This is a genomic window from Pandoraea sp. B-6 (assembly GCF_000282835.1).
In the GTDB taxonomy this organism is placed as follows: Bacteria; Pseudomonadota; Gammaproteobacteria; order Burkholderiales; family Burkholderiaceae; genus Pandoraea; species Pandoraea cepalis.
In genome coordinates, this window is the sequence record NZ_KB290523.1 from 1 (window position 1) to 13,877 (window position 13,877).

At 65.1% G+C, this 13,877-nt stretch carries 12 protein-coding genes; 5 read left to right on the forward strand and 7 right to left on the reverse strand.

Annotation, left to right across the window (positions count from 1 at the left end; translation table 11 throughout):
• Positions 1 to 115: 115 nt before the first annotated feature.
• The 5 genes from A985_RS0112375 to A985_RS0112395 form a co-directional block, all read right to left on the reverse strand.
• The gene (locus A985_RS0112375) at positions 116 to 1,345 is read right to left on the reverse strand and encodes an MFS transporter (protein WP_017233721.1); all 1,230 of its coding nucleotides are present in this window, start codon (positions 1,343 to 1,345) and stop codon (positions 116 to 118) included.
• A gap of 90 nt (positions 1,346 to 1,435) precedes the next feature.
• Positions 1,436 to 2,326: an amidohydrolase gene (locus tag A985_RS0112380; protein ID WP_017233722.1), complete on the reverse strand. Its 891-nt coding sequence runs from the start codon at positions 2,324 to 2,326 to the stop codon at positions 1,436 to 1,438.
• A gap of 107 nt (positions 2,327 to 2,433) precedes the next feature.
• Entirely contained in the window at positions 2,434 to 3,846 is a 1,413-nt protein-coding gene (locus A985_RS0112385; RefSeq protein ID WP_017233723.1) for an FAD-binding oxidoreductase, read from the reverse strand.
• A 50-nt stretch (positions 3,847 to 3,896) separates the two neighbouring features.
• A complete protein-coding gene (locus A985_RS0112390; protein WP_017233724.1) occupies positions 3,897 to 4,628 on the reverse strand; it encodes a FadR/GntR family transcriptional regulator in 732 nt (243 codons plus the stop codon).
• A 170-nt stretch (positions 4,629 to 4,798) separates the two neighbouring features.
• Positions 4,799 to 5,098, reverse strand: coding sequence for an antibiotic biosynthesis monooxygenase (locus A985_RS0112395; RefSeq protein ID WP_017233725.1), 300 nt, complete (start codon positions 5,096 to 5,098; stop codon positions 4,799 to 4,801).
• 383 nt (positions 5,099 to 5,481) lie between these two features.
• On the opposite strand from A985_RS0112395, the gene A985_RS0112400 reads away from it, so the two are divergent.
• Positions 5,482 to 6,684 (forward strand): ammonium transporter, encoded by a 1,203-nt coding sequence (locus tag A985_RS0112400; RefSeq protein WP_017233726.1) that lies wholly within the window; start codon positions 5,482 to 5,484, stop codon positions 6,682 to 6,684.
• 66 nt (positions 6,685 to 6,750) lie between these two features.
• Here A985_RS0112400 and A985_RS0112405 read toward each other — a convergent pair whose 3' ends face one another.
• The gene (locus A985_RS0112405; RefSeq protein WP_017233727.1) at positions 6,751 to 7,644 is read right to left on the reverse strand and encodes a LysR family transcriptional regulator; all 894 of its coding nucleotides are present in this window, start codon (positions 7,642 to 7,644) and stop codon (positions 6,751 to 6,753) included.
• 99 nt (positions 7,645 to 7,743) lie between these two features.
• Between A985_RS0112405 and A985_RS0112410 the strand changes: the two genes are divergently transcribed.
• From A985_RS0112410 to A985_RS0112420, 3 genes are read left to right on the forward strand one after another with little or no spacing between them, the layout of a single operon-like run.
• The gene (locus A985_RS0112410) at positions 7,744 to 9,048 is read left to right on the forward strand and encodes a CitMHS family transporter (protein ID WP_017233728.1); all 1,305 of its coding nucleotides are present in this window, start codon (positions 7,744 to 7,746) and stop codon (positions 9,046 to 9,048) included.
• Between the two features lie 25 nt (positions 9,049 to 9,073).
• Positions 9,074 to 10,441: an acyclic terpene utilization AtuA family protein gene (locus A985_RS0112415; protein WP_017233729.1), complete on the forward strand. Its 1,368-nt coding sequence runs from the start codon at positions 9,074 to 9,076 to the stop codon at positions 10,439 to 10,441.
• Between the two features lies 1 nt (position 10,442).
• Positions 10,443 to 10,754 (forward strand): hypothetical protein, encoded by a 312-nt coding sequence (locus A985_RS0112420; RefSeq protein WP_017233730.1) that lies wholly within the window; start codon positions 10,443 to 10,445, stop codon positions 10,752 to 10,754.
• Between the two features lie 19 nt (positions 10,755 to 10,773).
• Here A985_RS0112420 and A985_RS0112425 read toward each other — a convergent pair whose 3' ends face one another.
• Positions 10,774 to 12,474 carry a hypothetical protein gene (locus tag A985_RS0112425; RefSeq protein WP_157211447.1) on the reverse strand — a complete coding sequence of 567 codons (1,701 nt, stop codon included), beginning with the start codon at positions 12,472 to 12,474 and terminating at the stop codon, positions 10,774 to 10,776.
• Positions 12,475 to 12,868: 394 nt separating this feature from the next.
• Between A985_RS0112425 and A985_RS27040 the strand changes: the two genes are divergently transcribed.
• Complete coding sequence (locus A985_RS27040; protein WP_017233732.1) at positions 12,869 to 13,816, forward strand: flagellar brake protein; 948 nt, start codon at positions 12,869 to 12,871, stop codon at positions 13,814 to 13,816.
• The last annotated feature ends 61 nt before the right edge of the window (positions 13,817 to 13,877 follow it).

A 13,877-nucleotide genomic window follows, 5' to 3' on the forward strand; every position in this document is an offset into this window, starting at 1 on the left:
GTAATCCACTACCCGTTTGACGGGGACAAGCACCTTCATGCGGAACTCCCTTGATTCAGAAAACCCGGGCGGCGAGCCACGACGACGGCGCTAGGCCCCCCGGGAACGTACCACCTTACTCGATCTCGCGCCCTTTCGTTTCAGGCAACAACAAGGCGGTAATCAGCACGACAAGATAGGCACCGCCGGCAAACATGCCGATGGCCGCACCAAGACCGCTGGTCTTGGCCAGATAACCAACCAGACTCGGGAACAGCGCACCGAAGCCGCGCCCGAAGTTGTAGGTGAAACCCTGACCATTGGCGCGCACCGCCGACGGAAACAACTCGGTCAAGTAAGCCCCCATGCCGCTGAAAATGCCCGACGCCGCGAAGCCCAGCGGGAAGCCGAGGATGAGCATCTGATCATTGCTCAATTGAAGCTGGGTATAAGCGTAGATGGTCACGCCCGACAGCACGGCGAAAATCAGTAGGTTGGCCCGACGCCCCAGACGGTCGGTCAGATAAGCCCCCGTCAGATAGCCGATGAACGACCCCAGAATAATCACGAGCAAATAGCCGCCAGTGCCGATGACCGACAGATGACGCTCCGTCTTCAGGAACGTGGGCAGCCACGTCGTCACGGCGTAGTACCCGCCCTGCACGCCAGTACACAGCAACGCAGCAAGCGCCGTGGTCTTGATGAGCGACGGCGAGAAAATCGCCCATGCCGACGTGCGCTTGGCTGCGGCGGCTTCCTGCTTGCGTGTGCGCTCGAACAGCGCCGGTTCCGGCACGTTCTTACGGATGAAGAGCACGAACAGCGCCGGAATCACGCCAATCCAGAAGAGTACGCGCCAGGCATAAGTCTCGGGCAGCAACGAGAACGACGCCGTGTAGCACAGCGCCGCCACCGCCCAGCCGATGGCCCAGCCGCTTTGCACGGTGCCGACGGCGCGCCCGCGATACTCGGTGCGCACGATCTCGCCCATGAGCACCGACCCCACCGCCCACTCGCCGCCGAATCCCAGCCCCTGCAACGCGCGCAGCACGAAGATCTGCTCGAAGTTCTGTGCGAAGCCGATCAGGACTGTGCAAATCGAGAACCAAAGAATCGTCGCTTGCAGAATGCGCACGCGCCCAAAGCGGTCGGCGAGCACGCCCGCCAGCCACCCGCCGATGGCCGAGAACAACAGGGTCACGGTGGCCAGCATGCCGGCCTGCGCCTTGTCGATCTGGAAGACGGTGATCAACGTCGTGATGACGAAGGTGAACACCATGAAGTCGAGCGCGTCGAGCGCCCAGCCGCCGAACGCCGCGACAAACGTGCGCCGCTCCGTCTTGTTCATCTGCCGATACCAGTCCATCTTGTCTCCTCGTGAAGTTTTGAAGTGCTTTGAAGTGGGGGTCGTACGCGGGCGCGCGGTGCGCCCGACAATGCCGGCAAGGTCAGTGCATCAGGCCGTGGTCGGAAAACCGTAGAGACGCGCCGGGTTGTCCACGAGAATGCGGCGGCGTGTGTCGGCGTCGGGCGCCCACAGCGGCAGCAGATTGCGCAACGCCCCAGTGTTCGGCATACGCGTGAGCGACACATGCGGCCAGTCGCTGCCCCAGACCATGCGATCGGGAGCGTCTTCGATCAACGCTTGCGCAAACGGCGTGACGTCGTCGAACGTCGGGAAACGTTCGCTGATGCGATAGGCGCCCGAGAGCTTCACCCAATACCCGTGATCGCGCACCAGCGAGCGCAGTGCGGAGAAGCCCGGGGCGTCGAGCCCCTGCGCCACCGGCGTGTGTCCCATGTGATCGACGATACCCGGCACCGGCAGCTTCGTCATGCGCGGCATGAGGTCGGGCAACGTGCTCACATCCATCAGGAACTGCATGTGCCAGCCAAGATCCTTGATGCGATGCGCGAGCGTTTCCATCGCCTTGAAGCCGATGCCGCCCCCGAACAGCACGTTGATGCGTAACCCGCGAACGCCCGCCGCGTGCATCGCCTCGAGTTCGGCGTCGGTCACGTCCGGCGAGACCACCGCGATACCGCGCAGACGGTCGGGATGGCGGCGCAGCGTCTCGAGCAGGTAGCGGTTATCCGTGCCGTACACGCTGATTTGCACTAGCACGCCGTAGGTCATGCCGGTGGCATCGAGCATCGCGAGGTACTTGTCTTCTGGCGCGGGCGGCGGCGTATAGCTGCGCTCGGGCACCATCGGGTACGCATCGCTCGCCGCGACCACGTGCGCGTGCGTGTCGACGGCGCCGAACGGCACCACGAACGACGGCGGATCAATCTCGGCCAGCGGGCCGAGGCACAGCGGCGCGCCGGCGGCGGGGGTGACAATCATATCGACTCCTCAAGGGATGCGAGGGCGACGCTCGGAACGTCGGGCGCACGCCGGGGGAAAACAGATCGAGCGCCGGGGACGCCGGCACTCATCGACAAAGCACGCGCTTACAGCAGCTTGCCCGGATTCATGATGCCGGCCGGATCGAACACGGCCTTGATCTCGCGCATCAAGCGCAACTCCAGCGGCGACTTGTACTTCGCGAAGGACGCGCGCTTGAGCTGCCCGATGCCATGCTCGGCGCTGATACTGCCGCCGTAACGCGCCACTTCGTCGAGCACTTCGGCGGTGATCGCCTCGCCGTGCTTCGCCATGAAGTCGGCCGCCTCGCCCGCGGGACGCGACAGGTTGTAATGCAGATTGCCGTCGCCGAAATGCCCGAAGATGAAGGGACGCACCTGCGGGCACACGCGCCGCACGCGCGCTTCGGCGCTCGTCATGAAATCCGGAATCGCTTCGATGGGCAGCGAAACGTCATGCTTGAGGTGCGGTCCGTCGGCGCGCTGGGCCTCGGAGATCTCCTCACGCAACTTCCACATTGCCTCCACCTGCCCCAGCGTGGACGACACCACGGCGTCGGCACACAGATCGCGCTCGATGGCCGTCTCGATCACGCGCTCCAGCAAGGCGGCCAGCGCCTGTTCGTCCGCCGTATCGGCCAGCTCGATCAGCACGTAGCCGGGGTGCCGCTCGCCGAATGGCGCACGCACGTCGGGCACATGCGCCATCACCAGGTCGACACACTCGCCCGTGAAGAACTCGAACGCCTGCATGCGCGGGCCGCACGCCGCAAACAGCAATTCATACAAGGCCAGCGCCTGACGCGGCGACGTGACCGCGGCAATCACCACCTGACGCACGGGGGTCGGCGCATACAGCCGCAATGCCGCGGCAGTGATGACACCGAGCGTGCCTTCCGAGCCGATGAGCAACTGCTTGAGGTCGTAACCGGTGTTGTCCTTGCGCAGGGTGCGCAGACCATGCAGGATCTCGCCGTTCGGCAGCACGGCTTCGACGCCGAGCACCAGTTCGCGCGTCATGCCGTAGCGCACGACGTTCACGCCGCCGGCGTTGGTCGCGAGGTTGCCGCCGAGCTGACACGAGCCCTCGGCCGCGAGACTGAGCGGCAGCAGGCGGTTTGCATCGCGCGCGACGCGTTGCAGGTCTTCGAGAATGCAGCCGGCCTCGGCCACCAGCGTGTTGGCGATGGTGTCCAGACTGCGCACGGTATGCATGCGATCAAGACTGAGCACCACGTTCTGCGCCGACGCGTCGGGCGTGGCGCCGCCGCACAGCCCCGTGTTGCCGCCACGCGGCACGACCGGCGTGCCCGTGCTCTGACATAGCGCGAGGATCTTCGCGACGTCTTCCGTCGTGCGCGGACGCACGACCGCCTGGGCGTTGCCGCGATACATGCCGCGCCAGTCGGCGAGCCACGGCGCAACGTCGTCGGGGGAGGTGAAAACGCTGTCGGCGCCGACGGCATCGACGAGGCGCTGAGCGAAAGCAGTGAGGGTCATAGGGTCGCGCGTCGGGGGTTACGGTGCGGAGGATGGGATCTGACGACGGGTCAGGCGCGGGTCGGCGCGATGGCGCCGGTAATGATGTCGCGCTCGGGCAGCGTCAGCCCGAGACGCGCGGACGCGCGCAACAGATGCGAGAGCGACGCCGCGCGCGCCAGCAGCGGATCGCGCGCCTTGATGGCATTGAACACCGCCACGTGCTCCTGATGCACCTGCGCGGCGAGTCCCTCGTGGCGCAGCGTGTTCGAACGCGCCGCTTGCACGACCTGTCGCATCTGCAGGTTCAGGTACTGAAGAAGATCGGCGTAATAACGATTGTGCGTGGCACGCGCAATCGCGGCGTGAAACGCGGTGTCGTACTCCACGCCGTTGTCGGCGTGGTACAGATTCGTCTCGAGTTTCTCCAGGATGTCGGCGAGTCGGCGAATGTCATCGTCGGTATGACGCACGGCGGCGAGTGCGGCGGCCGTGCTCTCCAGATCGAGACGCAGCTCGTAGACGCTCGCGAGGTCGGCAGCGTCTTGCCCGGCCGGCACCTGAAAACCGCTCGACGGCGTGCGCGCCTTCACGGTCACGCCCGCCCCCTGCCGGCTGTCGATCAATCCTTGCGCGCGCAGGCGCTCCGTCACTTCGCGGATCACCGCTTGGCTCACGCCGTACGTCTCGGCGAGTTGCTTGCCGGTCGGCAGCTTGGTGCCGATCGGATATGTCCCTTGCCGGATCGCCTCCTGCAACTGCTGCGCGACTTGTTCGGTCAAGGTCTTGGGCTTGGTGGTCATGCGCTCACGTCACGGAATATTTTTCTGGTTTGCATGTTATATGAAAACTTTTGACAGTCATCACCGAGTTAACCCTAGGTGCGCATCTCGTCTCCCGGTCCAGAAAAGACAAAGGCGGTGAGGGAGATTCCCTTCACCGCCTGCGTTGCTGCGCTTGATGCGCGTAGCCCTTAGAAGCCGATGAGCGCTTCCGTGACATGCCCCACATTCGGCGGCACCGCGAAGCAGTCGCTCACCAGCGCGCGCCATTGCTGGAACGCTTCCGAGTTACGGAAGTGGACGGTGTGATCTTCCAGCGTTTCCCATGTCACGACCAGGCTGTAGTGCGTCGGTTGCTCGATGGACTTGAGCAGACGCATGCCATGGCACCCTTTCGAGCCCTTGAACAACGGCGTCGCCTTGGCGACACCTTGCTCGAACGCGGCTTCGGTGCCGGGCTTCACTTCGATCTGGGCGATTTCAAAGATCATCGGATTTCCTCAGTGATTTGCGCGTGATAGCGCTTATGTCGATCGTGTTCTCGTCGCACGACGGCGCGGTTGGCAGCGCGGCATCGTCGACACCGGACGGGCAGCATGGCCCCGTGAGACCGTCAGATTCTATACCGCGCGTTCACGCGACGCATCGCATGAACGGTCGCACATCCTTTCCGCTTTTTTCGGCCAGCGCGTGTCACGTCGATGCACGGACTTCGCTCATCGACACGCCACACGGCACCATGAACGTGCAGCACGGTGCCGAAAATTTCATATCGCCAGACAAAACATCAATATCAATCAATGGGATACAAATTGCTGGCATTACTCTTGCTTATCATCGTTCTTCTTCATGTTTGCACCAAAAGAGCACATTCATGCCCAATTCCAATACACCCGGCGACGTGCTGTTCCTCTTGCTCGGCGCGATCCTGGTGCTTGCCATGCACGCTGGCTTCGCGTTTCTCGAACTCGGCACGGTTCGAAAGAAGAATCAGGTCAATGCCCTCGTCAAGATCCTGACCGACTTCGCAGTCTCGGGTCTCGCCTATTTCTTCATCGGCTATCCGCTCGCGTACGGCGTCGATTTCTGGTCGAGTGCCACGGTGCTCTCCGAGCACAACGGCTATGCGCTGGTTCGCTTCTTCTTCCTGCTGACATTCGCGGCGGCGATTCCCGCCATCGTGTCGGGCGGCATTGCGGAGCGCGCCAAGTTTCACCCGCAGTCCGTGGCGACGTTCTTCCTCGTCGGCGTCATCTATCCGTTCTTCGAGGGCATCGCCTGGAATGGCCATCTGGGGGTTCAGGACTGGTTCACGCATGCGCTGGGCGCACCGTTCCACGATTTCGCGGGTTCGGTGGTCGTGCATGCCGTTGGCGGCTGGATCGGGCTGGCTGCGGTGCTGCACCTCGGCGCGCGCCGGGGACGCTACAACGGCCAGGGACAAGTCGCCGCGCATCCGCCGTCGTCGATTCCGTTCCTGGCGCTTGGTGCATGGATCCTGATTGTCGGCTGGTTCGGCTTCAACGTGATGAGCGCACAGCGCGTGGGCGGCATCTCGGGGCTGGTCGCCGTGAACTCGCTCATGGCGATGGTCGGCGGCACGCTCGTGGCGATGTGGGTCGGCAAGGACGACCCCGGCTTTATCCATAACGGCCCGCTCGCGGGACTCGTTGCAGTGTGCGCGGGCTCGGACGTCATGCATCCGTTGGGCGCGCTTGTTGTCGGTGCGGTCGCCGGCGGCCTGTTCGTGTGGCTGTTCACGGTGACGCAGAACCGTCTGCGCATCGACGACGTGCTCGGCGTGTGGCCGTTGCACGGCGTGTGCGGCGTGTGGGGCGGCGTAGCCGCGGGCATCTTTGGACAGACGGCGCTCGGGGGCGTGGGCGGCGTGAGCTTCCTCGCGCAGGTCGCCGGAACCGTGATGGGCGTGGTGATCGCCTTCGCCGGCGGCTATGTCGTGTACGGCGTGATCAAACGCTGTGTGGGCTTGAGGCTCGACGACGAACAGGAATATTACGGCGCCGACCTCTCCATCCATAAGATCACCGCGACGCCGGAGCGCGAAACGAATTGGTGAGTGTGCTCATCACGGGATTCGTGCAGCGCGAACCCGCAGCGCAACGCCGCGGGTTCGCGCTGCCCCCTACCCCGGCGCCAACTTCTCCAACAACATCGCCACAAACGTCTGCGTGACGGGAGGCAACGTTCTCCCGCGCTTCTTGATCAGGGCAATAGGTCGCAGAAACGCGTCGTGATCGATCGGGCGAACCCGCAATTCCGGTTCTGCCCGGACTTCCCGGGCGGACGCCGGCAGGATGGTCACGCCGAGTCCCGCGCGGACCATGGCGACGGCCGTCATCATGTATGTGGGCTCGCAGGCAATTTCCGGTGTGAAACCGCCGCTCGCGAACGCGCCATCCACCACCGCCCGCACACTGGTGCCTTGCGCCGTCAGCACGAGTGGCACGCTCGCGAGATCCTTCAGCGATACGCGCTTGCGCCGCGCCAGCGCATGTCCCGCCGGCAGCACCGCCACCAGATGGTCGGCGCCCGCGTACAGCACGTCAATCTCCGCGTCGCTCAACTCACCGCCCGTCAGGCCGATATCGACCTCTTCGTTACGCACCAGCGTCTCGACCACCCCGGCCACCGCATCTCTCACATGAAAACCGGCGCGCGGTACCGCCGCCTTCACCTGCTGGATCAACTCCGGCAGCACACTCGCCGCAAACGTCGGCAGACAGGCAATGCGTACAGTGCCGCTCGACCCGTCGCCGAGCGCACGCGCATCGATCAGCACATGCTCCATGTCATGCAGCGACTTCTGCAACAACGGTAGTAGCTCACGCCCCGTCGGCGTCAGCGCAACATTTCGGCTGTTGCGATCGAACAGCCGCACGCCGACCGTCTCCTCCAACCGCCGGATCTGCACGGTCAATGCCGGTTGCGACAAATGCAATCGCGCCGCCGCTCGCGTGAAGCTGCCGGTCTGCGCCACCGCGATGAACGCGCGGATGTCTCGTAGATTCAAATCCATTATGTTTTTTGATTGCTGCGATCAAATCATTTCAATTGATTTATCAACGCCCCGAACTTACGCTCCATCGCATCAAAAAACAACATGGGAGACAAGCACATGCTGCCATTACTGGGGCTGGCTACCATCGTCGTGCTGCTCGGCGCGATTCTTTCGAAACGCATGTCGCCGCTCGTGGCGCTCATCATCGTGCCGATCGTGGCGTCGTTGATCGGCGGGTTCGGCTTTCAGACCAGCAAATTCGTGATCGACGGCCTCAAGAGCCTCGCGCCGGTCGTCGGCATGTTCGTCTTTGCAATTCTTTACTTCGGCACCATCACCGACGCCGGCACGCTCGATCCGATCATCGATCGCATCCTGAAAGCCGTCGGCACCCGACCCACGCGCATCGTCATGGGCACGACGCTGCTGGCCCTGCTGATCCACCTCGACGGCTCCGGCGCCGTGTGCTTCCTCGTGACGATTCCGGCCATGCTCCCGCTTTACGACCGTCTGGGCATGGACCGCCGCGTGCTGGCAGCCGCCGTGTCGATGGCCGCGGGCATCAACTTCCTGCCGTGGACCGGGCCGATGATTCGAGCGTCGGCGTCGCTCCACCTGCCGGTGTCGAGCCTGTTCAATCCGCTGATTCCGGTGCAAGCCATCGGGCTGGTCTTCGTATTTGGCATGGCCTACTGGCTCGGCCGCCGGGAAGATAAGCGGCTCGGCCTGAGCGCCGCGAGCGGTTCGATCCCGATGCCCAAACGCGAGCTCTCGCCCGAGCAGCAGGCGCTGCGCCGTCCGAAGCTCTTCTGGTTCAACATCCTCCTTACGCTGGTCGTGCTCGGCACGATGGTCGTGATGGGCGAGAAGCTGCCGCCCGCGATCATGTTCATGGTGGGCCTGTGCGTCGCATTGATGGTGAATTACCCGGACGTCGACATGCAACGCAAACGCATCGACGCACACGCACGCGCGGCGTTGATGATGGCCGGCATTTTGCTCGCCGCCGGGGTCTTCACCGGGGTGATGCAAGGCAGCGGCATGCTCAAGGCGATGGCGCAAGCGGCCGTCGGTTTCGTGCCGCCGGGCATGGCGGGCCACATTCCGGTCGCGCTCGGTCTGCTGTCGATGCCGCTGAGCATGCTCTTCGATCCCGATTCGTTTTACTTCGGCGTACTGCCGGTCATTGCCGAGGTCGCCGGACAACTGGGCGTGCCGGCCGTGCACGTCGGGCAAGCCGCCCTGCTGGGCCAGATGACGACCGGATTCCCGGTCAGCCCCCTCACGCCCGCCACCTTCCTGGTCGTCGGCCTGTGCGGCATCGATTTGGCCGACCATCAGAAGTTCACGTTTCCGCTGCTGTTCGGCGCATCCATCGTCATGACGATCGCGTGTGTCGCACTCGGCATCTTCACGCTTTAAGCCTTACTGAACGGACCCGACCCGCATGAACGGCACGCAACCCACCCCGTCTTCGCGACGAATCCGGATCGGCGCAGGCGCCGGATACTCGGGCGACCGCATCGAGCCTGCCGTTGAACTCGCGCAGCGAGGTGCGCTCGACTATCTCGTCTTCGAATGCCTGGCCGAACGCACGATTGGCATTGCGCAACAGGCACGTCGCCGAGACCCGCAATCCGGCTACGACCCGCTGCTCGAAGCACGCATGACCGCCGTACTGCCGGCAGCGCTGCGCAATGGCGTGCGGATCATCTCGAACATGGGCGCGGCCAACCCGCTCGCGGCGGCACGAAAGACAGCGGAGATCGCTCGCGCACTGGGGCTCGGCGACGTGAAGATCGCCGCCGTCACCGGCGACGACGTGCTCGACGTCGTGCTGCAAGGAGACGCCCACTTCGAAGAAACGGGCGAGCGCGTGGCGTCTTACGGGAATCGTATCGTGTCGGCCAATGCGTATATGGGTGCGGCCGGCATCGTCGATGCCCTGGCGGCGGGCGCGCAAATCGTGTTGACGGGCCGGGTGGCCGACCCTTCGTTGTTCGTCGCGCCGCTGATCCACGAATTCGGATGGCGCATGGACGATTGGGAAACGCTGGGACAGGCCACCGTCGTCGGGCATCTGCTGGAGTGCGCGGGACAGATCACCGGCGGCTACTTCGCCGATCCGGGCTACAAGGACGTGCCCAACCTCGCGACGCTCGGGTTCCCGATTGGCGAAGTCGCGCCCGACGGATCGGTCGTCATCACCAAGGTGCCCGACGCCGGGGGACGCGTGACGCAAGCCACATGCAAGGAGCAGTTGCTTTACGAGATTCATGATCCCCGGCGATATCTTCAGCCCGACGTCGTGGCCGACTTTTCGCACGTGCGTGTGGAAGAGGAAGCCCCCGACCGGATCAAGGTAACGGGCGGACGCGGCACCCCCCGCACGGACACGCTCAAAGTTTCCGTCGGCTACGTCGACGGATTCATTGGCGAAGGGCAGATCTCTTACGGGGGCCCGGGCGCCGTGTCACGGGCGAGGCTAGCGCTCGATATCGTTCGCGAACGACTGGCATTGACGGGCGTGCAGACGAGCGAATTGCGCTGCGATCTGATCGGCATGAATTCGCTGCACGGAGAAACGGCGGGCGCGCGCCACGCCGAGCCCTACGAAGTCCGTGTACGCGTAGCGGGACGCACGGCATCGGCCGACCAGGCACTACGCATCGGCAACGAAGTCGAGACGTTGTACACCAACGGTCCGGCCGGCGGTGGTGGCGTGACCAAGTCCGTACGCGAGGTGCTCGCGGTCCAGTCGGTGCTGTTGCCACGCGAACACGTCAAGCCGTCCTTTACCTTCGTGGAGATGTGAGATGAAGCTGCGTGAACTCGCGCATTCGCGCACGGGCGACAAGGGCAACACACTCAACGTCTCGCTCATCTGCTACGACGCAAGGCATTACGAGCACCTGCGCGCCGAAGTCACGGCCGAGCGGGTGAAGGCGTTTCTGGGGGACGTCGTGCTTGGCGATGTCGTGCGTCACGAACTGCCTTGCCTGGGCGCGTTCAACTTCGTCCTGGGCAAGGCGCTCGGGGGCGGCGTGACGCGCTCGCTCGCGCTGGACGCCCACGGCAAATCGATGAGTTCGGCCTTGCTGGATTTCGAGGTCACGACGCCAGATTGACACGTGGCACCATGCCCCCTCACACCCACGTCGACTCGATATCGACATGCGCCACGCCCGAGCGCGTGCGCGTAACGCCCGGCGGGTCGGTGGGTCGATCATTCGGCGACACCTCGGTCGCTTGCGCCGCCGGCGCACCGCACGACGACACCACGCGTTCCAGTAACGCCGCGCTCCAGTGCTGATACAGCAGCAGCAACCGATACGACGTTCGGACTGGTGTTGCGCCCCCACACTGCCACGCCTCCCCCTTCCATCGATATCCCCACGGACTCTCGGCCGGATTCAGGCTTAGATAGCGGTGGCCGTCAACGCACGACGTGTGGCACTGCACGTCGAACGCGTCACAAGTGGCGGCGATGTCGTTCGCCGTCAACGATTCGCCGCACGCCAGTAGGCGCTCACGTACCCCCTCGCTCGACGCGATGGCCGCCAGCAGCGGGGTGTCGCAATGCGCGGAGAGCTGCGTCACACGATCGACGCGATCGAGGACTGTCGCCCGATCGTCGGCCAATACCGTCGCGAGCCGCTCGCAAAGCGATTCCCATCGGCGCGTCAAGTCCTGCGCATCGCGAGTGAAGACCGCATTGCGTGCCCAGGTGCCGAGCAGACTCGTCACCGCGCGACAGGAATCGAGCATGAGCCCGGCCACGCGCAGCATGCCCCGATAGCTGTCGGTCCTGCTCGATGCGCTCGACTCGCTCGCGAACCACGACGGCATCCAGAGTCCCAGCCGCGCAGGCGGCACGGCCGTATTGGCGAACGTAAAGAGTGTGGCAACGTCGCGCGATCGCGTGAGCGTGGCAAGCGCGCCGCGCCACGACGACGGCGCCTCAGGGGGCGGCGCCGACGGCACCACGCACGCTTCCAGCAGCCGGCATCCCGCGTCCATGCGCTTGAGCACTTCGTCGACGGCATGGTGACGAATCAGCGTCGGCGAACCGAGCGACTGCGTCATGACGCCCTTCGCGCCCTCGAACGCCAGCAACGTCCAGTCGGCCCACGGCACCCCAAACGGGGTGTTGGCGATCGAGGCACCGCGACCGGCGACCGGCGCCCCGTCGTCGCCTGTCGCGCCCTCCTCCTGGTAGAAGCACGCGGCAATGACCGCGAGCAGCGACAGATTGCCCGCGAGCGACAGGGCATCGCGCGCCGCACGAAAATGCCAACCCCGGTCGCCGGTCGCGGCCACCGCGTCGATCCATCGCGCAATGTCGCGACACGTCGGGTCGACATCGATAGCGGTGGCGGAAGCGTTGGCGTTGGCGTTGGCGTTGGCATTGACGGCGCGGTTCGCTGCAGCGGTGCCCGTACCCATGGCAGTACCGGAGGCGGTGCCGCAATGCAGGCCCTCGTTGTGAGTGGGCACCAACATCGCTTCAACCTGTGCGGCGTTGCACGCCAGACGCGCGTCACGCGCGTGCGCCAGATCGAACTCCTTGCGATAGAAGTGCTGACACGGCCCGGTCGTCACCCACAATCCCGCCCACGCCTTGGCAAAGGCCTGCGCAAGCGCAGGATCGACGCGACGTGACAGCGCGACCTCATCGCTGCACGCATCGCCCGCCGCGTTGGCCGTCTGCGTCAGACGGGCGCCAATATCGGTTTGCGCGGCGCGGCGCGGCATCGTCGCCTCCGGCGATTCCGAGCGCTCAACGGCCGGCGCCTTGCTCCAGGCCCCTCCCCAACCGCTTGCGCCTGCACACTGCTGGTACCACATCGCTCCCCCCACCTGGTCGCCGCCGGGCACGCCGGCAAACCGTCAACTATAGGGAGATGGCATGACGCATGCCGTGCCCCATGGAGCGAGCACGCGCGCCCATCCCGAATCCAGCCGTTGAACCCCGTCAGTGCCGCGTCGCAACCGTCCCCCAGCGAGTGCCCACTTACGCAGCTTGCACAGGGCAGAGTACAACTCCCCTCTCGCCAAGTGCCAATGCGCCGGGGTAGACTTTCGGACACCTGACGTCAGCGGTCGCTCGCGCATTCCGGCGAGCCCCCCTTCGCTACGATTGCCGCGAAGCCGGTGGGCCGATACCATGCCGGCCAGCTAACGATCCACGACATTTCAACGCACGAACGCGAGCGCGCCCGCCGCGCGCCCCCCTGCCCCTATGGTCGATACCCCATCTCAGACGTCTACCGCGCCCCTCCATGCGCTTCCCCTTGTCCCGCTCGCGCCCCACGAGATCCCCCTGGGCGACGCCCTGCCCTGGGCCATCGTTGATCGCAATGGGGAACCCCTGCTTGCCGCGGGCGATATCGTCCCCACGCAGGCGGGCCGCGACTGGCTGTTCGCGTCGTTCGCCCCGCACCGGATCGCTAACCTCGGTGGAGACGACCTCGCCCCGTCGGAGGTTACCGCGCCCACGGCGGCGGCCCCCGACAATGCGAGCGCCGCCGCCGGCGCGACGCAACCGCAGTACGCGCTCACCGACCTGAATCTGCGCCCCGGCGACTGGCTGCAGATCCAATTGCCGCCGGGCGCCGGGTCGCAGCGGGTGCGCACGCGTGTGATCGGATACGCGCCGAATCAGATGCTGTTCATCACCGCCCCGACGGGCCGCGTCGCGCCGCCGACCCTGAACGTCGGCGAGCGGCTCGAACTCTGGACATTCTCGGGCGAAGACATTTACCACTTCGTCTGTACGGTGGAGCGTGTGAAGCGGCTGCCGTTCGATTACGCCGTGCTCTCCGCGCCGGCACAGATCCGCCGCAAGGTGCTGCGCCGTTCGCAGCGCGTACCCGCCAGGCTGGTCGTATCTGTCGGTGCGGGTGAGGCTCGCCACCTTGCCCTGCTGCAAGACGTCAGCGCCGAAGGTGTCTCGCTGCTGGCCGACACTCCGCTCGGCGCGCCCGGCGACAGCATACAGCTCGCGTTCCGCGTGCGTGTCGGCGACATCGACATGCCCATCGAAGCCAGTGGCACGATCCGCAGCGTGCAACAAGGCGACGACGGCAGTCATTTGCACGGCGTCGAATTGCCCGTTCTAGACCCGTCGCATTACGTCGCGCTCAAGTGCTACGTCTACGAGCGCCTGCTGGCGCTCGGGGGGGCCTGATGGCGAAGCCGAAGTCTCCCGAGGCCGAGCGTCCGCGCACGCTCGCCAGCCAGACGCTCTT